Origin of the sequence: Streptomyces drozdowiczii (assembly GCF_026167665.1) — a bacterium.
GTDB classification, from domain to species: Bacteria; Actinomycetota; Actinomycetes; order Streptomycetales; family Streptomycetaceae; genus Streptomyces; species Streptomyces drozdowiczii_A.
The window spans coordinates 553245-575152 of the sequence record NZ_CP098740.1 but is presented as its reverse complement, the minus strand read 5'-3'; the positions used below and the strand labels follow the sequence as shown (position 1 = coordinate 575152).

18 protein-coding genes and 2 pseudogenes are annotated in these 21908 nt (G+C 72.5%); 17 read left to right on the top strand and 3 right to left on the bottom strand.

The genetic code is table 11. The annotated features are described in order from the left end of the window. Window positions 1-548 precede the first annotated feature (548 nt). From NEH16_RS02620 to NEH16_RS02595, 6 genes are read left to right on the top strand one after another with little or no spacing between them, the layout of a single operon-like run. Window positions 549-1034 (top strand): urease subunit beta, encoded by a 486-nt coding sequence (locus NEH16_RS02620; RefSeq protein ID WP_265538882.1) that lies wholly within the window; start codon window positions 549-551, stop codon window positions 1032-1034. Next, entirely contained in the window at window positions 1034-2758 is a 1725-nt protein-coding gene (gene ureC / locus NEH16_RS02615) for an urease subunit alpha (protein ID WP_265538881.1), read from the top strand. Before NEH16_RS02620 ends, ureC begins: the two co-directional genes overlap by 1 nt. Before the next feature lie 5 nt (window positions 2759-2763). After that, window positions 2764-3510, top strand: a complete 747-nt coding sequence (locus NEH16_RS02610) for an urease accessory protein UreF (RefSeq protein ID WP_265538880.1) — start codon at window positions 2764-2766, stop codon at window positions 3508-3510. Between the two features lie 32 nt (window positions 3511-3542). Further along, on the top strand, window positions 3543-4163 hold the full coding sequence (gene ureG / locus NEH16_RS02605) for an urease accessory protein UreG (protein WP_018523069.1): 621 nt from the start codon (window positions 3543-3545) through the stop codon (window positions 4161-4163). Window position 4164: 1 nt separating this feature from the next. Beyond that, a complete protein-coding gene (locus NEH16_RS02600) occupies window positions 4165-5121 on the top strand; it encodes an urease accessory protein UreD (RefSeq protein ID WP_265538879.1) in 957 nt (318 codons plus the stop codon). A 40-nt stretch (window positions 5122-5161) separates the two neighbouring features. Continuing rightward, a complete protein-coding gene (locus NEH16_RS02595; protein WP_265538878.1) occupies window positions 5162-6511 on the top strand; it encodes an ammonium transporter in 1350 nt (449 codons plus the stop codon). Between the two features lie 4 nt (window positions 6512-6515). On the opposite strand, the gene NEH16_RS02590 is transcribed toward NEH16_RS02595, so the two are convergent. Beyond that, the gene (locus tag NEH16_RS02590; RefSeq protein ID WP_265538877.1) at window positions 6516-7919 is read right to left on the bottom strand and encodes a lipase maturation factor family protein; all 1404 of its coding nucleotides are present in this window, start codon (window positions 7917-7919) and stop codon (window positions 6516-6518) included. A gap of 471 nt (window positions 7920-8390) precedes the next feature. On the opposite strand from NEH16_RS02590, the pseudogene NEH16_RS33600 reads away from it, so the two are divergent. Continuing rightward, window positions 8391-8738, top strand: a pseudogene (locus NEH16_RS33600) (DUF6777 domain-containing protein); the annotation flags it as partial. A gap of 266 nt (window positions 8739-9004) precedes the next feature. Beyond that, window positions 9005-9187: a hypothetical protein gene (locus NEH16_RS02585; RefSeq protein WP_265538876.1), complete on the top strand. Its 183-nt coding sequence runs from the start codon at window positions 9005-9007 to the stop codon at window positions 9185-9187. A gap of 63 nt (window positions 9188-9250) precedes the next feature. Here the strand turns inward: NEH16_RS02585 and NEH16_RS02580 are convergent, their stop codons facing one another. Further along, window positions 9251-10684, bottom strand: coding sequence for a carotenoid oxygenase family protein (locus NEH16_RS02580; RefSeq protein WP_265538875.1), 1434 nt, complete (start codon window positions 10682-10684; stop codon window positions 9251-9253). Between the two features lie 178 nt (window positions 10685-10862). Between NEH16_RS02580 and NEH16_RS02575 the strand changes: the two genes are divergently transcribed. Beyond that, entirely contained in the window at window positions 10863-11459 is a 597-nt protein-coding gene (locus NEH16_RS02575) for a hypothetical protein (RefSeq protein WP_265538874.1), read from the top strand. Window positions 11460-11584: 125 nt separating this feature from the next. After that, window positions 11585-12637 (top strand): chitinase, encoded by a 1053-nt coding sequence (locus tag NEH16_RS02570; RefSeq protein WP_265538873.1) that lies wholly within the window; start codon window positions 11585-11587, stop codon window positions 12635-12637. A gap of 71 nt (window positions 12638-12708) precedes the next feature. On the opposite strand, the gene NEH16_RS02565 is transcribed toward NEH16_RS02570, so the two are convergent. Beyond that, the gene (locus NEH16_RS02565; protein ID WP_265538872.1) at window positions 12709-14076 is read right to left on the bottom strand and encodes an FAD-dependent oxidoreductase; all 1368 of its coding nucleotides are present in this window, start codon (window positions 14074-14076) and stop codon (window positions 12709-12711) included. Window positions 14077-14347: 271 nt separating this feature from the next. Between NEH16_RS02565 and NEH16_RS02560 the strand changes: the two genes are divergently transcribed. The 7 genes and pseudogenes from NEH16_RS02560 (at window position 14348) to NEH16_RS02530 (ending at window position 21904) form a co-directional block, all read left to right on the top strand. Beyond that, entirely contained in the window at window positions 14348-16414 is a 2067-nt protein-coding gene (locus NEH16_RS02560; RefSeq protein WP_265538871.1) for a SpoIIE family protein phosphatase, read from the top strand. Window positions 16415-16564: 150 nt separating this feature from the next. Further along, window positions 16565-17943, top strand: a pseudogene (locus NEH16_RS02555) (wax ester/triacylglycerol synthase family O-acyltransferase). 117 nt (window positions 17944-18060) lie between these two features. Further along, window positions 18061-19044 (top strand): aldo/keto reductase, encoded by a 984-nt coding sequence (locus NEH16_RS02550; RefSeq protein ID WP_265547034.1) that lies wholly within the window; start codon window positions 18061-18063, stop codon window positions 19042-19044. Window position 19045: 1 nt separating this feature from the next. Then, window positions 19046-19357: an L-rhamnose mutarotase gene (locus NEH16_RS02545; protein WP_073967252.1), complete on the top strand. Its 312-nt coding sequence runs from the start codon at window positions 19046-19048 to the stop codon at window positions 19355-19357. Between the two features lies 1 nt (window position 19358). Next, window positions 19359-20216 carry an amidohydrolase family protein gene (locus NEH16_RS02540; protein WP_265538869.1) on the top strand — a complete coding sequence of 286 codons (858 nt, stop codon included), beginning with the start codon at window positions 19359-19361 and terminating at the stop codon, window positions 20214-20216. A 33-nt stretch (window positions 20217-20249) separates the two neighbouring features. Continuing rightward, window positions 20250-21110 carry an Fpg/Nei family DNA glycosylase gene (locus NEH16_RS02535; RefSeq protein WP_265538867.1) on the top strand — a complete coding sequence of 287 codons (861 nt, stop codon included), beginning with the start codon at window positions 20250-20252 and terminating at the stop codon, window positions 21108-21110. Window positions 21111-21148: 38 nt separating this feature from the next. Then, window positions 21149-21904 (top strand): LytR/AlgR family response regulator transcription factor, encoded by a 756-nt coding sequence (locus NEH16_RS02530; RefSeq protein WP_073967249.1) that lies wholly within the window; start codon window positions 21149-21151, stop codon window positions 21902-21904. Window positions 21905-21908: the final 4 nt, after the last annotated feature.

The window sequence follows — 21908 nt, the reverse complement described above, 5'->3', positions numbered from 1 at the left end:
GCTGCGCGCGGCGGCCGGCCGGGCACCCGCGGACGCGGCGCTCCTCGTCACCGCCCCCTCCGGCGACCCGTTCGAGGACGCCGAGCTGTACCGCGTCGCCGCGCTCGTCCGCCGCTACGGGCGCCACTCGCTGGTCGAGGTCGCCTTCGACGGCGGCGACCCGGACCCGGCCGAAGGCGTCCGGCGCTGCGGGCTGCTGGGCGCGGAGCGCGTGGCGCTGCTGCCCGCGTCGTTCACGGCGGCCGGGCCGGTCGGCGCGCAGCCGGTGCCGGTGACGGACGCCGGGCCCCTCGTGCCGGTCCCCGCGCTGCGGCGGGTGCTGGCCGAGCGCGCGACCGAAGCGCACCGGCGGCTGCGCGAGCACGGCGACGACGGCATCACCGCCGGGCTCGCCGCCGCCGACCACCACGGCCACGCGCACACCCACCCGCCGGGGAGGGCCACGGCCACGCGCACGGCCATCCCCACGACCACGGCCCGGGGGACGCGCACCGGCATCACCACCACCCGTCCGCCGCCGAAGCGGACCGAGGCATCAGGAGCATCGCATGACGTTCCGTCAGCAGTACCTGTACGGAGACGGCCCGATCGAGCTCAACGCGGGCCGCCGCACGCTCAAGGTCACCGTGAGCAACACCGGCGACCGGGCCGTCCAGATCGGATCGCACTACCACTTCTTCGAGGTCAACTCGGCGCTCTCGTTCGACCGCGAGGCGACCCTCGGCATGCACCTCAACATCGCAGCCGGCACCTCCGTACGGTTCGAGCCCGGCGGGACGCGCGAGGTCGAGCTGTGCGCGTACGCCGGAACCGGCCGGCTCACCGGCTTCAGCGGGCTGCTCAACGGCAGCCTCTCCTCCCACCCCGCCCGCGTCGAAGCCGTCCGCCGGGCCATCGAACGCGGCTTCCAGGGGGCCGAGGCCGCTCGGCCCGCCGAGGCCGCGAAACCCTCGAAGGCCGCGAAGTCCTCCAAGGCGGACCGGCCCGCCAAGCCCGCGAAGTCCGGCAAGGACAAGAAGAAGGGGTCGCGCTGATGCCCATCCTGCCGCGCAAGCAGTACACCGACATGTTCGGCCCGACGGTCGGTGACCGCTTCCACCTCGCCGACACCAACCTCGTCGTCGAGGTCGAGAAGGACTACAGCGAGGGCCTCTACGGCGACGAGGTCGTCTACGGCGGCGGCAAGACCATGCGCGACGGCATGGCCTCCGACCCGCAGGCCACCGCCGCCCAGGGCGCGCTCGACACCGTGATCACCAACGTGGTGGTCATCGACCCCATGGTCGGCGTCGTCAAGTGCGACATCGGCATCAAGGACGGCTTCATCGTCGGCATCGGCAAGTCCGGCAACCCGCAGACGCAGAACAACGTCGACCCGGACCTGGTCGTCGGCCCCGGCACGGAGGCCATCGCGGGCGAGCACCTGATCGCCACCGCGGGCGCCATCGACACCCATGTGCACCTCATCGCCCCGCAACAGGCCGAACAGGCGCTGACCAACGGCATCACCACGCTCATCGGCGGCGGTACCGGCCCGACAGACGGCTCCAACGGGACGACCTGCACCCCGGGCCCGTACAACATCGGCAAGCTGCTCCAGGCCGCCGAGGCGTTCCCCGTCAACCTCGGCATCATGGCGAAGGGCAACGGAAGCCTGCCCGAGGCCCTCAACGAGCAGGTCACCGCGGGCGCCTGCGGACTCAAGGTGCACGAGGACTGGGGCGCGACCCCGGCCGTCATCGACAACGCGCTGACCGTCGCCGACGCCCACGACGTCCAGGTGTCCATCCACACCGACAGCCTCAACGAGAGCGGGTTCTTCGAGGACACCCGCTCCGCCATCGACGGCAGGGCCATCCACACCTTCCACAGCGAGGGCGCGGGCGGCGGCCACGCCCCCGACATCCTCCGCGTCACCGGCGAACCGAACGTCCTGCCGTCCTCCACCAACCCGACGCTGCCGTACACCCGGAACTCGGTGGACGAACTCCTCGACATGGTCATGGTCTGCCACCACCTGAGCCGCGACATCCCCGAGGACGTGTCGTTCGCCGACAGCCGGGTGCGGGCCGAGACCATCGCCGCCGAGTCCGTGCTGCACGACCTCGGCGTGATCAGCATGTTCTCCTCCGACTCCCAGGCCATGGGCCGCATCGGCGAGTCCGTCACCCGGGCCTTCCAGACCGCGCACCACTGCAAGGACAAGCTGGGAATCCTGGAGGGCGACTCGGAGCGCAACGACAACCAGCGGGTGCTGCGCTACCTCGCCAAGGTCACCATCAACCCCGCCATCGCCTCCGGGATCTCCGACTACGTGGGCTCGATCGAGAAGGGCAAGCTCGCCGACATCGTGCTGTGGCCCATCCACTCCTTCGCCGCCAAGCCGAAGATGATCATCAAGGGCGGCATCGTCTCCTGGGCGCAGATGGGCGACCCCAACGCCTCCCTGCCCACCCCGCAACCGGTGATCTACCGGCCGATGTTCGGGCAGTACGGCAAGGCGCTCCCGGCCACCCACGCCACGTTCATGTCGCAGGCGGGCATCGCCGCCGGAGTGCCGGCCGAACTCGGCCTGGAGCGCCAGGTGCTCCCGGTGCGCCGTACCCGCACGATCGGCAAGCACAACATGATCCGCAACGATGCCCTGCCCGACGTCCAGGTCGACCCGGAGACGTTCAAGGTCACGCTCAACGGCAAGGTCGCCACCATCGACCCGGCCGAGACGCTGCCCCTGAACCACCTCTACTTCCTGGTCTAGGGCCGATGTACCGCAAGGAGGGCGACATCGCGGGCGACCCCGGCCCGGCGGGAACCACGGCGGCCACCGGCCTCGGACCGCTGCTGGTCAGCCTCCAGCTGACCGACTCGGCGTTCCCGAGCGGCTTCTACACCCTCTCGCACAGTCTGGAGGGCTACGCCCAGGCGGGTGCCGTGGACCCGGAGAGCCTGCCGGCGCTGCTGGCGGACCTGCTGCTGCACGGCGTCGGGCCGGCCGACGCCACCGCGCTCGCCCTCGCCCACCGGGCGACCGCGGCGGGCGACCCGGAGACCGTGGTCCGGACCGACGAGCACCTGTTCGCCACGAAGCTGGGCCGGGAGATGCGCCAGGCCGCCACCCGGACCGGACGGCAGCTCCTGGACCTGGGCCACGAGGTCTTCGGCCGCCCGGAGATCGGCGACTACTACGAGCGGGTCGTGCGCCGCGAGGCCCCCGGCACCCAGGCGGTGGCCGCCGGGATCGTGTACGCGGCGACCGGCGTCCCGGTCCGGCAGGCGGTCGCCGCCGACCTGTTCGCGTTCTGCGTCAGCTTCGCGGGCGCCGCCCTGCGGCTCCGGCTGACCGACCACCGTACGGCGCAGACCCTGCTCAGGGGCGCCGCGCCCGTGATCGAGACCACCGTCGACGCGGCGCTGCGCGGGGAGCTGGACGACATCGGCGCCACCGTCTTCGCCTCCGACGTCATGTCGGGCCGTCATGAACGGGCCGAGGCCCGCCTCTTCGCCAGCTGAGCACCACCCACCACGACACCCCGAGGAGCACCATGGACGACAACGTACTCAGGGTCGGCATCGGCGGACCCGTCGGTTCCGGCAAGACGGCGCTCATCGAGGCGCTGGTCCCGGTCCTGATCGCACGAGGCCACCGCCCCGCCGTCATCACCAACGACATCTACACCCAGGAGGACGCCCAGCACGTCCGCCGCACCCTGGCCGGTGTCCTCGAACCCGAGCGCGTCGTCGGCGTCGAGACGGGCGCCTGCCCGCACACCGCCGTACGCGACGACCCGACGATGAACCTCGCGGCCGGCGCGGAGATGCTGGAGCGCTTCCCGGACACCGACACGCTCCTGTACGAGTCCGGCGGCGACAACCTCACCCTGACGTTCAGCCCCGCCCTGGTCGACCTCTTCCTCTTCGTGCTCGACACCGCGGAGGGCGAGAAGATGCCCCGCAAGCGCGGACCGGGCATCACCGACTCCGACCTGCTGGTCATCAACAAGATCGACATCGCGCAGTACGTGCGTACGGACATCGGCGTCATGGAGTCCGACGCCCACCGGGTGCGGGGCGACCGCCCCGTCGTCCTCACCGACTGCCTGACCGGCGTGGGCGTGGACGAGATCGCCGGCTACCTCGAATCGCGCCGCAAGGTGCTGATCTGACATGCCGCTCGCCCCGCGGCGGCCGAAGGCCCGGCTCACCGAGGAGTACTACGCCCCCGTCCGCGTCCCCCCGGACGTGGCGGCCCTGGCCTCCGTCCCGGACACCCTGGCGCCCGGCTCCCCGGCCAAGGTGGGCATCCTCGACCTCGCCTTCGCCGTGCGGGGCGGGCGCACCGAACTCGTCGGGCGCTACCAGAAGACCCCGCTCCAGATCATGCGCCCGCTGTGGATCGACCCCGCGCAGCCCGGCATGAGTTACGTGTACCTGATGGCGACCGGCGGCGGCATCGCCCAGGCCGACCGCTACCGGATGGACTTCCACTGCGGCCCCGGCACCCAGGTCCACCTGACGACCCAGGCCGCGACCAAGGTCTTCCGGATGGAGCACGACTACGCGAGCCAGCGCTTCCACCTCACCGCCGAGGCCGGCAGCTACGTCGAATACCTCCCCGACCCGCTCATCCCGTTCCGGGACGCGCGGTTCTACCAGCGCACCGAGGTCACCGTCGCGCCCGGCGCCACCGTCCTCGTGGGCGACACCCTCACCGCCGGCCGGCTCGCCCGGGGCGAGCGCCACGCGTACCGGATGCTCGCCACCGACCTCCGCGTCAGCCGGCCCGACGGCACCCTCCTCGCCATCGACACCCTCCGCCTGGCGCCGGGGCAGCCGGGGAGCGGAGTGCTCGGGCCCGGGGTCTTCGCCGGGCACGACCACGTCGCCTCGCTGTTCGTGGTGACCGACCGCGTTCCCGCCGCCGGGCTCGCCGACACCCTGCACGAGGCGCTGGCCGGGCTCGGCGTCCTGTACGGCGTGAGCGTGCTGCCCCGGGACTGCGGGGCGTGGGTGCGGCTGCTCGACGACAGCCCGGTCCGGGTCGCGGAGGCGCACCGGGCCGCCTGGCACGCCGTACGCCGACTGCTGACCGGCCACCCGCCGCCCGACCTGCGCAAGCCGTAGCACTTCCCCGCCCCGACCCTCCCTACACGAGGTACCGCCGATGATCACCGCTCCCGCGCCCATGCCGGCCGCGTACGACTCCGGGGACACCGCCTGGCTGCTCGCCGCCACCGCCATGGTCCTGCTGATGACGCCCGGACTCGCGTTCTTCTACGGCGGCATGGTGCGCACCCGGCATGTGCTCATGATGATCAAGATGAGCTTCGCCGCGCTGGCCTTCGGCACCCTCGTCTGGTGGGTCCTCGGGTACACCCTGGCGTTCGGGCCGGACGTCGGCGGCGCCGGACTCATCGGCAACCTCGACCACGTCTTCATGAAGGGCATCGAACTCAACACGCTGACCGGCGCCATCCCCACGTACATCTACAGCACCTTCCAGATGGGCTTCGCCGTCATCACCGTGGCGCTGATCAGCGGCTCCATCGCCGACCGCGCCACGATGCGGGGCTGGCTCGTCTTCGTGGTGCTCTGGCTGCTCCTCGTCTACATCCCCATCGCGCACTGGGTGTTCGACAAGGACGGCTGGATCGTGAAGCACCTCGGCGCCCTCGACTTCGCCGGCGGCCTGCCGGTGGAACTCAACTCCGGTGTCGCCGGGCTCGCCGTCGCCCTCGTGCTGCGCGCACCCCGCGACTTCGCCCGCCGCGAGGAACGCCCCAACAACATCCCGCTCGTGGTCGTCGGCGTCGGGCTGCTGTGGTTCGGCTGGTTCGGCTTCAACTCGGGCTCCGCACTCACCGATCAGGGCACGGCCGCGGCCGCCTTCATCAACACGCAGCTCGGCGCGGCGGGCGCCATGGTGACCTGGCCGCTGGTCGAGAAGTGGCGCACGGGCCGGGTGACCACCATGGGCGTGGTGTCGTCGGCCGTCGCGGGCATGGTCGCCATCACCCCGGCGTGCGGCGAGATCAACACGCTGGGCGCGGTGGTCACGGGACTGGTCGTCGGGGCGGTGAGCGCGTACGCGGTCACCCTCAAGTTCCGCTTCAACGTGGACGACACGCTCGACGTGGTCGGGGTGCACGGCGTCGGCGGACTCATCGGCCTGGTCATGGTCGGCCTCTTCGCCACGGCGCGCATCAGCGGCAAGGAGGGCCTGTTCTACGGCGGCGGTTGGGGCCTCCTGGGCAAACAGCTCGTCGCGATCGTGTCCGTGATCGCGTTCTCGTTCATCCTGACCTGGCTCATCGCCAAGGCCGTCGACCTGACCGTCGGCTTCCGGGCGGGGGAGGAGTACGCCAACGTCCCGGGCGAGGAGGCGGAGCGCGCGTACGACTTCCGGACCGCCGAGCGCCTGGGCGCGCTGGCCTCCGAGCGGCGGGTGGCGAGCGACGACGAACTGGTCGAGCAGATCAGCCGGCTGCTGCGGGCCCGCGAGAGCGGGAAGTAGCCGCTCACGCCCTGGTCGGACGCAGGAAATCGCGGACGAGCGTGCGGTGCCACCAGCAGCCGGTGGCCCGCAGTTCGGACCAGGTGGTGAACCGGTAGCGGAAGACCCTGGCCCGCACCTGCGCGGGCGGGGCGTCCGGGAACGGGTTGTGCCGCAGCAGCCGCAGCGTGTCCCGGTCGTTCTCCAGCAGCCGCTCCACGAACGGCCCGAACCAGGACCTCGCGTACGCGGGGGAGAGCGCCGCGAACCACATCATCCAGTCGAGCCGCAGATGGTACGGGGCGAACTGGCGCGGCATCCGGCGCGGATCTCCCGGTTTGCCCCGGAAGCCGTACTCCTTCCACACCGTGCCCGGACGCACCACCGCGTCGTCCGTGCCCTCGACCACCACTTCGAGGCGGACCCGGCTGATACTGCCGAACGCGCCGTACGTGTTGACCAGGCGCAGCGGGTCGAAGGACCGGTTCATCACCTGGCGGCGCGAGACCAGATTGCGGGCCGGACGACAGCTGAGGACCAGGATCAGCGCGGTGACCGCGATGACCACCACCTCGTACCAGACGGGCGCCCCCCGCTGGGCGGGCGGTTCGGCCACCGGCGACCAGTCGATGGCCGGCAGCGCGAGCGTGATGGTCAGCCAGTTCAACCAGGCGAAGTTCCCCGAGAGCACCAGCCACAACTGCGTGACGATCATCAGCCCGGCCGCCGCGCTCGCCACCGGCTGCGGGGTGAACAGCAGCACCGGGACGAGCAGCTGGGTCACATGGTTGGCCGCCACCTCGACCCGGTGCACGGGCCGGGGGAGATGGTGGAAGAACCAGCTCAGCGGGCCCGGCATCGGCTGCGTCTCGTGGTGGAAGTCCAGACAGGTGAGGTTCCGCCAGCAGGCGTCGCCGCGCCACTTGATGAGCCCGGCGCCGAACTCCACCCGGAACAGCAGCCACCGCAGCAGCCAGAGCACCAGCACCGGTGGCGCCGTGCCCGCGTTCCCCAGGAAGACGGCGAGGAATCCCGTCTCGAGCAGCAGCGATTCCCAGCCGAAGCCGTACCAGACGCCGCCCACCTGCACGATCGACAGGTACAGCAGCCACGGCACCGCCCAGAGCGCCATCGCGGCCCCCAGCGGCACCTGGTTGTCCGCCCCGGCGATCAGCGCGACGGATACGGCGCACCCCGTCCAGGCGACCGCGGCGAAGAAGCGGTCGGAGTAGTGCAGCCGGAAGAGCCCCGGGGCGCTACGCCAGGACGTACGCCGCAGCTCCCCGGTCGCGGGCAGCATGCCGCGCTCCCCGATCAGCGCCCGGAACTGGAGCGCCGCGGTGAGGAAGGCGGTCAGGTAGACGACGGCGAGGGCCTTCTGGAAGACCAGCCGGCCGAGCCAGTACCCGTCAGCGGTGAACCACTCCATCGCTACCAGTATCGGCCGTGCGCCCGCCGCGCGCCGGATCTCTCCGGTCCCCGTCCGTTTGCGGCGGACCGGGAAGTGCGGCAGACATGAGGGGAGCGACCGGGAGACCGGTGACCAGGCAGGAGACCCGCCCGTGCCCTCACGCATACGACTGCGCCGCACTGTCCCCGCCCTGCTCTGCGCCGGCCTCCTCCTCGGCGCGGGCTGCGCCGGGGGCACCCCCGCCCGCCGCTCTGCCACGCGGACGGCCGACGCCGCCGACCTCGTCCTCCAGCCCGCGGCCGATCCCGGAACCGCACCCTTCACCGCCTCCACCGCGGGCGGCCCGGCCCTGCCCCCGGACGCCGTGCCGACCGGGTCACCCCGCTCCCCGTCGACGCCCGGGCAGGCGCTCAAGCGCACCGGATCGACGCCCGGCCTGTACGCCGGAACACGCGCCGTCCCTCCTGCGACGTGGAGGCGGAGATCCGGATGCTTGCCGTGGACCCGGCGCGGGAAGAGGCGTTCGCGCAGACCGTGTCCGTCGCACGCGAGAAGGTCGCCGGCTTCCTGCGCGGCCTGACGCCGGTCCTGCTGCGCGCCGACACCCTGGTCACCGGGCACGGCTTCCGGGACGGCTCCGTCACCGCCTACCAGGCCGTGTTGCAGGCCGGGACCGCGGTCATGGTCGACGCACGGGGGCTGCCCCGGGTCCGCTGCGCCTGCGGCAACCCGCTGGACCCGCCGGACCGCCCGGGTGACGCGACGGCCGGGACGGGGAAGCGGTGGGAGGGGTTCGACCCGGCGCGGACCGTCGTGGTCGAGCCCGCCGCCCGGCCCGTGGCGGAGCTGGTGATCGCCGACCTGGCCCACCACAGCTGGATCGCCCGTCCGGCCGGCGACGAGGGGACCGGCGACCGCGTTCCCGAGAAGCCGCCGCCCTACACCCCCGACACCGACATCACCGGCCCGCTCCCCGACGTACCGCCCCCGCCTCGAAGCGGCCGGAGAAGCCGTCGGAGCCCACGCCGTCGCGGTCTCCGGAGGACTGCCCGACGCCCGGCGTACCCACACCGGAGACGCCCACACCACCCGGTGAGCCGGCGGTGGCCGGCCGCGTACCCGCCCGGGTGCCGGGGGAAACGCGCTGCCCGACGCCGACCGGTGAGCCCACGGACGAGCCCTCCGAGGTGCCGCCGGTCCCGGACGAGCCGCCCGGGTCCGACGAGCCGCCGACGTCCATCCGGCTGCCCCGGGGCGCCGACGAGGGTCCGGCCGGGCGGTGGTGAGGGGCGGCGGGCCTCACCCCCGGCGGGCCTCACCTGTCGGCGGCCCTCACCTGTCGGCGGCCTTCACTCCTCGGTGGGCAGCCAGTTGCCGTGGAGGCCCAGGGGGACGCGGACCGGGATGCGGACCCGGGCCACCGGGCCCGACGCCGGGTCCTCGGACGGGATGACGAGCAGCCAGCTGGTCCCGTCGGTGCGGTCGGTGGCGTACGTCATCCAGTAACCGCCCTCGCCCGGCCCGGTGCCCGGGACGGGGGCGAAGACCGGCTCGCCCACCGACAGGTCCCCGGCCCGCCAGGCCACATGCGGGCCGGAGGGGTCGTTGCCGTCGTACCAGCGCAGCGTGTCGTACTCGCCGGGCAGCAGATCCAGGCTGCCGGAGTCCGAGGCCACGGCCAGCTGGTGGTGGCGCCTGCCGATCAGCCGGTCGTCGGTGCGCGGGAGCTCCATCCGGACGTCGTCCAGCACCGTCCGGCGCATCGTGCCCGCGACGGGATCGATGACCGCGCGCACCAGGCCCGCGTGGTTGGGTTCCGCCCCCTCGGCGGGGGCGCCCATGGACAGGCGGGTCCACTGCACGTAGTCCAGCACCACATCGCCGCCGCCGGGCTCGGTGTCGTACGCGTTGACCGTGTGCCACAGCCAGAAGGCGTCGTCCGACGCCCAGCGCACCGGGCCGCCGTCGCGCGGGATCAGGGCGAGACGGGTGCCGCGTTCGGGGCGCCAGTCGATCATCGAGCCGCCGTTCATGGCCGCCGCGATGTCGAAGAACACCGGTGCCAGCACGATCACCAGGAAGCGCGGGGTGATCGCCATGTCGTGGATCATCATCGGCTCGTCGACCCCGTCCACGGGGGTGGGGCCCCGGAGCACGCCGCCCAGGGGGCCGATCGCGGACCAGGTGAGGTAGGGCGGCTCCAGGCCGTAGCAGAAGACCAGCATCTCGCCCGTGACCGGGTCCGTCTTCGGATGCGCGGTGATGCCCGCCGGCAGCGCCCCGCCGAACGTCTCCTTGCCGACGGTCGCCAGCTCGGGCGTCATGAGGAACGGGCAGTCGGACTCGGCGAGCGCCAGGAGCCGTCCCGCGTGGCGCACCACGTTGATGTCCGGCATGTCGCGGAAGGTCCCGGCCAGCTCGGGGCCGACGTCCGGCTCCTGCGGCAGGATCATCGACTCGATGCCGCCCCAGAGCGCCCGCCCGGCCCGCTCCTCGGCCACCACGGCGGGTGTCCGGACGAACCGGTTGCGGTAGCGGGCCCGGCCGCCGGAGATCCACACGCCGTGCAGCATGCCGTCGCCGTCGATCGGGTAGAGGTACGAACCGATCGGCGTGAAGCGGGGATTGGGGCCGTTGCGCAGGAACACCCCGTCCAGCTCGCCGGGCAGCGCGCCCGACACTTCAAGGTCCGCCTCGTCGACCTCTTCGGTCACCGGGGCGAAGCGCCCCGAGAGGTGGACGACCCGGCTCGGGTCGAAGGCGTGTGCGGCATGTGCGGCCATGGCGGCCTCCCTTGCCGGGACGTGGAGGGCGCACCCGGACGGGGCCGGGCTGACTCCTCATTCAAGCCCCGGCCCGGGACCGCCGCAACGCGGTCGCGGAGTGCGGAGGGCCGCCCCCGGGCCCACCATGGAAGACGCGGCAGATCGCCGCGCCGGGCCACACCTTCGGAGGTGTCCGGTGTCCGAAACCCGCTCCGGGCGGCGGACGGGGAACCTGTTCTTCGCGTTCGCGCCCTGGATCATCTTCGTCGTCGTCGCCTCTCCCAGCACCTGGGAGTACGCCGCTCTGGCCGGCCTGGTGGCCGCCGTGGTGCTGAACCTGCCGGACATGCGCCGGGGTTCCTTCAAGATCCTGGAGGTCACCGGCATCGTCTTCTTCGCGCTGCTGAGCGTCCTGGCACTCTTCCTGGACCGTCAGGACCTGGACTGGGTCGAGAGGTACGCCCAGGTGCTGTCCAGCGCCGTCATCGCCGTGGTGGCGCTCGGCTCGCTGGCGTTCGTCCCGTTCACCGAGCAGTACGCGCGTGAGTCGACGCCCCGAGAGGTGTGGGGGACGCCGGTGTTCCGGCACGTCAACCGGGTGCTGACGCTGCTGTGGGGCGCCGTCTTCGCGGCCACCGCCCTGCTGGGACTCCTCGCGCTGCACACCTCGTCGGGGCGCGACTGGTTCAACTGGATCATCCCGGTGGTCCTGCTGGTGCTGGCGGTCCGGTTCACCGAGAGGTATCCGGACCGGGTGCGCGAGCGGTCCCGTGACGCGCACGCCTCCCCATGAAGCACAGCGGTGCCACTTTGGTCCAGACCTATTGACGGAAGGTCTGGACCACTTTACGTTGGGCGGCGTTCACGATTCCGCTTGCGTGTTGTCAGGGGCATGCCATTCCAGGAAGAGGTCCCGCCATGTTCGGTCGCACATCACGTCTGCTGGGGGTCGGCCTGGCGGCGGCCTGCATCGTCCAGATGCTCGTCGGCGCGACGCCGAGTTCCGCGCAGGAGGAGACCTGTGCGGTCAAGTCGAAGCCCGCGGGCAAGGTGCTCCAGGGCTACTGGGAGAACTGGGACGGCGCGTCCAACGGGGTGCACCCGCCGCTGGGCTGGATCCCCGTCACCGACAGCCGCATCCCGCAGCACGGCTACAACGTGATCAACGCGGCCTTCCCGGTCATCCGCTCGGACGGCACCGTCCTCTGGGAGGACGGGATGGACTCGACCGTCAAGGTGCCGACCCCTGCCGAGATGTGCCGGGCGAAGGCGTCCGGGCTCACCACCCTCCTGTCGATCGGCGGCGCCACCGCCGGCATCGACCTCAGCTCCACCGCCGTCGCCGACCGTTTCGTGGACACGGTCGTGCCCATCCTGAAGAAGTACAACTTCGACGGCATCGACATCGACATCGAGACCGGTCTGACCGGCACCGGTACCATCAGCCAGCTGTCCGCCTCGCAGTCCAACCTGATCCGCATCATCGACGGCGTCCTCGCGAAGATGCCGTCCAACTTCGGCCTGACCATGGCCCCCGAGACGGCCTACGTCACCGGCGGCAGCGTCGTGTACGGCTCGATCTGGGGCGCGTACCTCCCGATCATCAAGAAGTACGCGGACAACGGCCGGCTCTGGTGGCTGAACATGCAGTACTACAACGGCAGCATGTACGGCTGCTCCGGCGACTCGTACTCCGCCGGCACCGTGCAGGGCTTCACCGCGCAGACCGACTGCCTCGACAAGGGCCTCACCATCCAGGGCACCACGATCCGGGTGCCCTACGACAAGCAGGTCCCCGGTCTGCCCGCCCAGCCCGGCGCGGGCGGCGGCTACATGTCGACCGGCCTCGTCTCCCAGGCGTGGAACCACTACGGCAACAGCCTCAAGGGCCTCATGACCTGGTCGCTTAACTGGGACGGCTCGAAGAACTGGACCTTCGGCGACAACGTGAAGGCGCTCCAGGGCCGCTGACCCCGCAGACCCCCCTCAGGGCGACGGCCCCGCACCCCCCTTCCGGGAGGTGCGGGGCCGTCGCCGTGGTGTCAGTGGCCGGCCTCCGAGGCGTCCAGCATCGCCTCGCGCTCCACGACCTTGACGCGCTCGCGGTCCTGCTCGGCCCCGAGGGCGCGCTCGTGCGCGTCGAGCCGGTACCAGCCCTCTCGGGTGGTGTAGCGGATGCCGCGCTCCTCCAGGAAGGCGGTGACGGCCTCCGGCTCGGGCCGCGCCGGGGCGGGCAGCCGGCCGGCCGCGTGGTCCTCCAGGAGGCAGGCGACCGTCTCGTTGGCGTCGCCCTTGGTGTGGCCGATCAGGCCGACCGGGCCGCGCTTGATCCAGCCGGTGACGTACACCGACTCCATCGGCTCGTCGCCTTCGAGGACCCGGCCCGCGGCGTGCGGGACGGTGCCGGACGCGACGTCGAACGGCAGCTTCGGCAGCTCGCGCGAGTAGTAGCCGACCGCCCGGTAGACGCTCTGGACGTCCCAGTCGTGGAAGGTGCCGGTGCCGCGCACGTTGCCGGTCCCGTCCAGCTCGGTGCGCTCGGTGCGCAGACCGGTCACCCGGCCGTCCTCGCCGGTGATCTCGACGGGGGACTCGAAGAAGTGCAGGAAGAGCTTGTGCGGCCGGTCGCCGACGTCGCGGATCGCCCAGTTCTCCAGCGTGGAGGCGACCATGTTGGCCTGCTTGTTCCCGCGCCGGGTCTCGATCGAGCCCTCGTCGTAGTCGATGTCCTCGGGGTTGACGATGACCTCGATGTTGGGCGAGTGGTCCAGCTCGCGCAGCTCCATCGGGCTGAACTTCGCCTGCGCCGGGCCGCGCCGCCCGAAGACGTGCACCTCCAGCGCCTTGTTCGCCTTCAGGCCCTCGTAGACGTTGGCCGGGATCTCGGTCGGCAGCAGCTCGTCGGCGGTCTTCGCGAGTATGCGGGCCACGTCCAGGGCCACGTTCCCGACGCCCAGCACGGCGACCTTCTCGGCCTCCAGCGGCCAGGTGCGCGGGACGTCCGGGTGGCCGTCGTACCAGGAGACGAAGTCGGCGGCCCCGTAGGAGCCGTCCAGGTCGTGGCCCGGGATGTCGAGCGCCCGGTCCGCGTCGGCGCCGGTGGAGAAGATCACCGCGTCGTAGAACGTGCGCAGCTCGTCGAGGTCCAGGTCGTTCGGGTAGTCGACGTTGCCGAACAGGCGCAGCTGCGGCTTGTCCAGGACCTGGTGCAGCGCCTGCACGATGCCCTTGATGCGCGGGTGGTCGGGCGCCACGCCGTAGCGGATCAGGCCGAAGGGGGCGGGCATCCGCTCGAAGAGGTCGATGGAGACGCCCGGGTCGGCGGCCGCGTCGGATTTGAGCAGCGCGTCCGCCGCGTAGATGCCGGCGGGACCGGCTCCGACGATGGCGACGCGGACGGGGCGTGTCATGGCGAGCTGTTCCTTCGAACGGGCGAGCAGAAGCGGGGCCGGTTGGTAAGGCAAGGCTTAGTCGACCCCTCGCACACGTTAGCCGCTGCTCGGACTCGCTTTCGGGGCGGGGCGGCGTTACCGGGCGGTATTCGGGGCTCCCTCCGCGTGGGTGAGCCGGGAATCCTTGTGATGCGGCCCTCCGGCGCGCTCCGTAAATGTGTCCTATCGCACGTTCACCAAATGGACGGTTCAGTCGAAGAATCGGACAAATGGTGGCAGAGTGACGCACATGGATGATCGGGTAGCGGGTGCCCTGTCACTCCCGGACGACTGGCCCGCCCACCCGGATCTCAGCCTCGCCCTGAACCGAATGGGCAGCTTCGACTGGGATCTCGACAGCGGCCTCATGCACTTGGACCGGCCGGCCCTCGACGTGTTCGACATGAGGGCCGAGGAGTACGACAACCGGCCCGAGACGCTCGGGCTGCGCGTGCCGCCCGACGAGGGCGTCCGGCTGGACGCCATGGTCTCGGAGACGCTGAAGAGCGGCCGCAGCACCTACGGGGCGTACTTCCGCCTCCAGTCGCGCGACGGCACCCTGCGCTGGGCGCACACCCAGGGCTTCGTACGCCGCGACGACAGCGGCCGCCCCCGCCGGATCATCGGCATCGTCAGGGACGCCGGCCCGGAGCTGGCCGAGTCCGCCGCCCGCCGCGAGCTGGACGAGGAGCTGCGCCGCCGCACCAGCCTGGTCGACGCCACCACGGCCGCCCTGGCCCACGCCCGTACCGTCAAGGACGTCATCGAGGTCCTGAAGAACTCCGAGGGCCTGGCCCTGCTCGGCGCGACCAGCCTGGTCATGGGGCTCATCGAGGCCGGGCGCATCCATCTGGTGGCCGACGGCCCCGAGGGGTCGTTCGTGCCCGGCACCCGGTACACCCGGACGGACGAGCAGTACCCGATGAGCGAGGTCGTCCGCACGCTCGGCCCCCGCTTCATCGAGTCGGCCGAGGACTTCGCCACCTCCTACCCCGTCCTCTGGCCGTACATCAGCCACCTCGGCATCACCTCCGCCGCCTACCTCCCGCTGATCGCGCAGGCCCGCCCCATCGGCGCGCTCGGCCTTCTCTACAGCGGCAAGGACGGCTTCACCGCCGACGAGCGGAACCTGCTCCTCGCCCTCGGCAGCTCCATCGCCCAGAGCCTCCAGCGCGCCATGCTCTACGAGCAGGAGCACGATCTCGCCGAAGGGCTCCAGCAGGCCATGCTGCCGCGCCGGATCCCCGACGTGCCCGGCGCCCAGATCGCCGTGCGGTACCGCTCGGCCCGGCTCGGCCGGGACATCGGCGGCGACTGGTACGACGTCATCCCGCTGCCCGGCGGCCGGGTCGGCGCCGTCATCGGGGACGTGCAGGGCCACGACACCCACGCGGCCGCCGTGATGGGCCAGCTCCGCATCGTGCTGCGCGCGTACGCCGCCGAGGGGCACAGCCCCGCCACGGTCATGGCACGGGCCTCCGTCTTCCTGCACGAACTCGACACCGACCGCTTCGCGACCTGCACCTATGCCGAGGCCGACCTGACCACCGGCGTGGTCCAGCTGGTCCGCGCCGGACACGTCGACCCGCTCGTCCGCGACGCCGACGGCGGCTGCCGCAGGGTGCCGTCCGAGGGCGGGCTGCCGCTCGGGCTCTCCGCCGAATTCGGCCGGCTCGAATACCCGGTCGGCACGGTCGAGCTGGACCCCGGCCAGACCATGGTGCTGTTCACCGACGGACTGGTGGAACTGCCGGGCGCCGACCTGGACGAGGGCACCCAGCGGCTCACCGCCCTCGTCACCAACGGCCCGCAGGACCTCGATCAGCTCGCCGACCGCCTCTGCGCCTCCGTGGACGAGCGCGGCGGCGAGGACGACGTGGCGCTGCTGCTCCTGCGCCGCAAGGCCGCGCAGGCCCCGCAGCCGGGCGGCCGGCTCCAGCAGCACGTCGCCCAGAACGACCCCGAGGCGCTCAGCTCGGCCCGCCACATGATCCGCGCGGCGGTCCGGGCCTGGGGTGCCAAGGACCGGGCCGACGAGGTCGAGCTGGCCGCCGACGAGCTGGTCACCAACGCCCTGATGCACACCGACGGCGGCGCCATCGTCACGATCCGGGTCCTCACCGGTCCCGAGCGGCGGCTCCGGGTCGACGTCGAGGACCGGTCGAGCGCCCTGCCGCGCCGCCGGGAAGCGGGCGAGGCGGGGGTCTCCGGACGCGGCCTGCTGCTGGTCGACCAGCTCGCGGACGCCTGGGGCGTCGAGTCCCGGGGCACCGGCAAGTGCGTCTGGAGCGAATTCGTCGTTCCGCCACGCGACTGACCAGCCGGCCGGTACTCGCCCGTCCGGCCGAGAAGTTGCGCGCAATGAGAACGTAACTGAACGTAACGTGTCTGTACTTGACCGTGATGGACTGCCGGAGATTGACTGCGACCTGGTCGGTCTCCCGTCATTCGACGACATGAGGACCCGTTGGGCACTGAACTACTGGCACCCCTCGATCTCGCCTTCTGGCACCTCGAGTCCGCTGCCCACCCCATGCACCTCGGCGCGCTCGCCGTCTTCGCGCCGCCCCCGGGCGCGGACCCCGGCCCCGACGCGCTCCTCGGCCTCCTCGGCGCCCGCGCCGCCGCGATCCCCCGGCTGCGCATGCGGGTGCGCGACGTCCTGCTGCCCGTCGGCGGCGCGGCCTGGTCCACCGACCCGGAGTTCGACGTGCACCGGCACGTCCGGCGCGTACGGCTGCCCGCCGAGGCCACGGCACCCGGCGGCGCGGGCTTCATGGAGGCCGCCACCCGGCTCGCCGGAGAGCTGATGGAGCGGCCGCTCCGCAGGGGCCTGCCGCCCTGGGAGATGTACCTCATCGACGGACCGGACGGCGGCCCGTTCGCCGTGCTCGTCAAGCTGCACCACGCCCTCGCCGACGGCATGCGGGCGGTCGCCATCGGGGCCGGGATCTTCGACGAGATCGCCTCCGCGACCGCCCGCCCCCGCCCCGCCGCCCGGCCGCGCCCGGTCCCGCCCGGTCCTGGATGCCGGGCCCGCGACAGGTCGCCGGGCTGGCCCTCGGCCGGATCGAGGACCTGGGCCGCGCCTTCGGGGTCGGCGCCTCGCTGGTCCGGGCCGGCCGCCTCGACCCGCGCGGCGCACCGGTGCTCCGGGCCGGCTCCAGCGGGACCCGGCGGCTCGCCACGGCCGACCTCGACCTGGACGCCGTGCGACGCGTCCGCCGCGTGACCGGGGGCACCGGGAACGACGTACTGCTCGCCGTCGTGGCCGGTGCGCTGCGGCGCTGGATGCTGGAGCGCGGCGAGACCCCGCCGCGCGACGACCCGCGCGCCCTGGTCCCGGTCTCCCGGCGCCGACCGGGCGGCGCGGCCGTGGCCACCGGCAACCGGCTCTCCGCCTACCTCCTGGACCTCCCCGTCTCGGAGCCGGACCCCCGGGAGCGGCTGCGCGCGGTACGCGAGGCGATGGACCGGAACAAGGCCGCGGGCCCGCTGCGGGGCGCCGGGGCGGTCGCCGTGCTGGCCGATCAGCTGCCGTCGCTGGCCCACCGTTTCGGCGCCCCGCTCGCCGGGAACGCGGCCCGGATGCTCTTCGACGTCCTGGTCACCAGCGTGCCCCTGCCGCGCTCGCGCCTCTCGCTGGCCGGGTGCCCGCTGAGCGCCCTGTACCCGATGGCGCCGCTGGCCCGGGGGCAGTCGATGGCCGTCGCGCTGACGACGTACGGCTCGCGCGTGCACATCGGCATCGTGGGCGACGGCAAGGCGCTGCCCGGCCTGGACGGACTCGCGCGGTGCGCCGACGAGGAGCTGGAGGCGCTCCTCGCGGAGCTGATCAAGGCATAGATCGGACAGATCGGGGCCTGATCTCCGTAATTGGCGGTTGCAGGAGTGTTGACGCGCCCAAGTGATCCGATGAATATTCGCTGTGTGGCAGCGATCATCGGGGAGGGCGACGACACTATGCGGCGCGGCAGGCTGGGTGGCAGCGCGGTCGAGATCACCGAACTCTCCTTCGGCGCGGCCGCCATCGGCAACCTCTTCAGCGAAGTGGAACCGGAACGGGCGGCGGCCACCGTCGACGCCGCCTGGGACGCGGGCATCCGCTACTTCGACACCGCGCCGCACTACGGACTCGGTCTCTCCGAACGCCGCCTCGGGGAGGCCCTGCGCCACCGACCCCGCGACGCGTACACGCTCTCCACCAAGGTCGGCCGCGTCCTCGATCCGCTGCCCCCCGAGGAGACCGCCGCGTCCGACGGGCTCTCCGAGGGCTTCGCCGTACGCGCCACGCACCGCCGACGCTGGGACTTCAGCGCGGCCGGCGTCCGCCGCAGCATCGAGGACAGCCTCGACCGCCTCGGCCTCGACCGCATCGACATCGCCTACCTCCACGACCCCGACGACCACGCCGAGCCCGCCTTCCGCGAGGCGTACCCGGAACTGGAAAGGCTGCGCGCCGAAGGGGTCGTCGGGGCGATCGGCGCCGGGATGAACCAGAGCGCGATGCTCACCCGCTTCGTCCGCGACACCGACGTGGACGTCGTCCTGTGCGCCGGCCGCTTCACCCTCCTCGACCAGTCGGCCCTCACCGACCTGCTCCCGGCCGCCGCCGCGCGCGGCCGGAGCGTCGTCGTCGGCGGAGTCTTCAACTCCGGCCTCCTCGCCGACCCGCGCCCCGGCGCCACCTACGACTACGCCACCGCCCCGCTGAACCTCCTGGACCGGGCCCTGCACCTGAAGGGCGTCATCGAGGCCCACGGAGTCCCGCTGCGCGCCGCCGCCCTGCGGTACCCGCTCACCCACCCGGCCGTCGCCGGGGTGCTCGTCGGCACCCGCTCCCCGGACGAGGTGCGCGACGCCGCCGTACAGCTGAACCGGGAGATCCCGGACGCCCTCTGGGACGACCTGCGCGACCAGGGCCTGCTGCCCGGGAACGGACACTGACATGCGCATCGCCCTGCACACCAAGGTCCGCGCCGACCGCATCGCGGAGTACGAGAGCGCGCACCGCGAAGTCCCGCCGGAGCTGACCCGGGCGATCCGGGCGGCAGGCGCCGGCTCCTGGACGATCTGGCGCAGCGGCACCGACCTCTTCCACCTCATCGAGTGCGACGACTACGCACGCCTCCTCGCCGAGCTGGAGCAACTGCCCGTCAACGTCGCCTGGCAGGCCCGGATGGACGGCCTGCTCGACGTCGCCCACGACTACTCCGCCGAGGGCGCCGAAGCCGGGCTGCCCGTCGTCTGGGAGCTGTGAGATGACCGCCCGGCCCCGCATCGTGGACGCCCACCACCATGTGTGGGACCTCGCGGTACGCGACCAGGACTGGATCACCGGTGAGGCGCTGGCCCCCCTGCGCCGCGACTTCGCCCTCGCCGATCTGGAGCCCGAGGCCCGCGCGGCCGGGGTGAGCGCCACCGTGCTCGTCCAGACCGTCACCGCGGCCGAGGAGACCCCCGAGTTCCTGGCGCTCGCCGAGAGCAGCGACCTGGTCGCCGGGGTCGTCGGCTGGACCGACCTCACGGCCCCGGACATCGCGGACACTCTGGCCGCCCTGCGCGAACTCCCCGGCGGCGACCGGCTCGTCGGCCTGCGCCACCAGGTCCAGGGCGAACCCGACCCCGAGTGGCTGCTGCGGCCCGACGTGCTGCGCGGTCTGGCCGCCGTGGCCGACGCCGGGCTCGTCTACGACCTGGTGGTCCTCCCGCACCAGCTGCCCGCCGCGACCCGGGCCGCCGCCGCGCTCCCGGGTCTCGTCCTCGTACTCGACCACGCCGGGAAGCCGCCGATCGCCACCGGGCACACCCGGCCCTGGGCCGACGAGCTGCGGGCCTTCGCCGCCCTCCCCAACACCGTCTGCAAGCTCTCCGGACTCGTCACCGAAGCGGACTGGGACGCCTGGACCCCGGACGACCTGCGCCCGTACGCGGAGACCGTCATCGACGCCTTCGGGCCCGGGCGGCTCATGTTCGGCTCGGACTGGCCGGTGTGCCGCCTCGCCGCCACGTACGCCGAGGTCCTGGACACCGCCCGCACCCTGATCCAGGACCTGGGCGACGACGAGCGGGCCGCCGTGCTCGCCACCACCGCCGAACGGGTGTACGGCCTGCGGTAGGCGTCCCCGGCGCCGCTGCGGCAGGCTGGGAGCATGCCCGAACTGCCGGAAGTCGAAGCCCTGCGGCTCTTCCTCGACGACCATCTCGTCGGCAAGGAGATCGACCGCGTCCTGCCCGTCGCCATCAGCGTCCTCAAGACATACGACCCACCGCTCACCGCCCTGCACGGCGGCACGGTCACCGACGTACGGCGGCACGGCAAGTTCCTCGACATCGGCGTCGGCCCCCTCCACCTCGTCACCCACCTCGCCCGGGCCGGCTGGCTCCGCTGGAACGACGCCTTTCCCGCTGCCCCGCCGCGCCCCGGCAAGGGCCCGCTGGCGCTGCGTACCGTCCTCACCGGCGGCGACGGCTTCGACCTCACCGAAGCGGGCACCACCAAACGCCTCGCCGTTCACCTCGTGCACGACCCGGCCGAGGTCCCCGGGATCGCCCGCCTCGGACCCGACCCGCTCGGCCCGGAATTCGACCGGGACGCGTTCGCCGCGCTCCTCGACGGGGAACGCCGCCAGATCAAGGGCGCCCTGCGCGACCAGTCGCTCATCGGCGGCATCGGCAACGCGTACAGCGACGAGATCCTGCACGTCGCCAAGATGTCGCCGTTCAAGCTCACCGCGAACCTCACCGACGACGAGATCACCCGCCTCCACACAGCCATGCGCACCACCCTGGAGGACGCCGTCGCCCGGTCCGGCGGCGTCGAGGCGGGGCGCCTCAAGGCCGAGAAGAAGAGCGCGATGCGGGTCCACGGGCGCACCGGCCAGGCATGCCCGGTCTGCGGCGACACGATCCGCGAGGTCTCCTTCAGCGACTCCTCGCTCCAGTACTGCCCGACCTGCCAGACCGGCGGCAAACCGCTCGCGGACCGCCGCCTGTCCCGGCTGCTCAAGTAGGGGCGCGATCCGCGGGGCACGCCCTACACTCCGGCCTCATGCTCCGCGTACTCGCCGTCGACGACGAAGAACCCGCCCTGGAGGAACTGCTCTACCTCCTGCGCGCCGACCCCCGCATCCGCAGCGCGGAGGGGGCCACCGGGGCCACCGAGGCGCTGCGCCGCATCGGGAGCGCCGTCGACGCGGGGCCCGACGACCCGTCCGCCATCGACGTGGTCTTCCTCGACATCCACATGGCCGGGCTGACCGGCCTCGACGTCGCCCAGCTCCTCGCCGGGTTCGCCGCTCCGCCGCTCATCGTCTTCGTCACCGCCCACGAGGGCTTCGCCGTGCACGCCTTCGACCTCAAGGCCGTCGACTACGTCCTGAAACCGGTCCGCCGCGAACGCCTCGCCGAGGCCGTACGACGCGTCGCCGAACAGGTCCAGGACCGCTCGGCACCCGTCGTCCACGACACCGCGCAGGACCAGATAGCCGTCGAACTGGGCGGCGTCATCCGCTTCGTCCCGGTCGACGACATCGCCTACGCCGAGGCCCAGGGCGACTACGCCCGGCTGCACACCGACACCGGCAGCCACCTCGTCCGCGTCCCCCTCACCACCCTGGAGGAGCGCTGGCGCACCCGCGGCTTCGTCCGCATCCACCGCCGCCACCTCGTGGCCCTCGGCCGCATCGACGAACTGCGCCTGGACGCCGGCAGCATGAGCGTCCGCATCGGCACCGCGGAACTCGCCGTCAGCCGCCGCCACAGCCGCGCGCTGCGCGATCTGCTGATGCGGCGGACCAGCCGCTGACCAG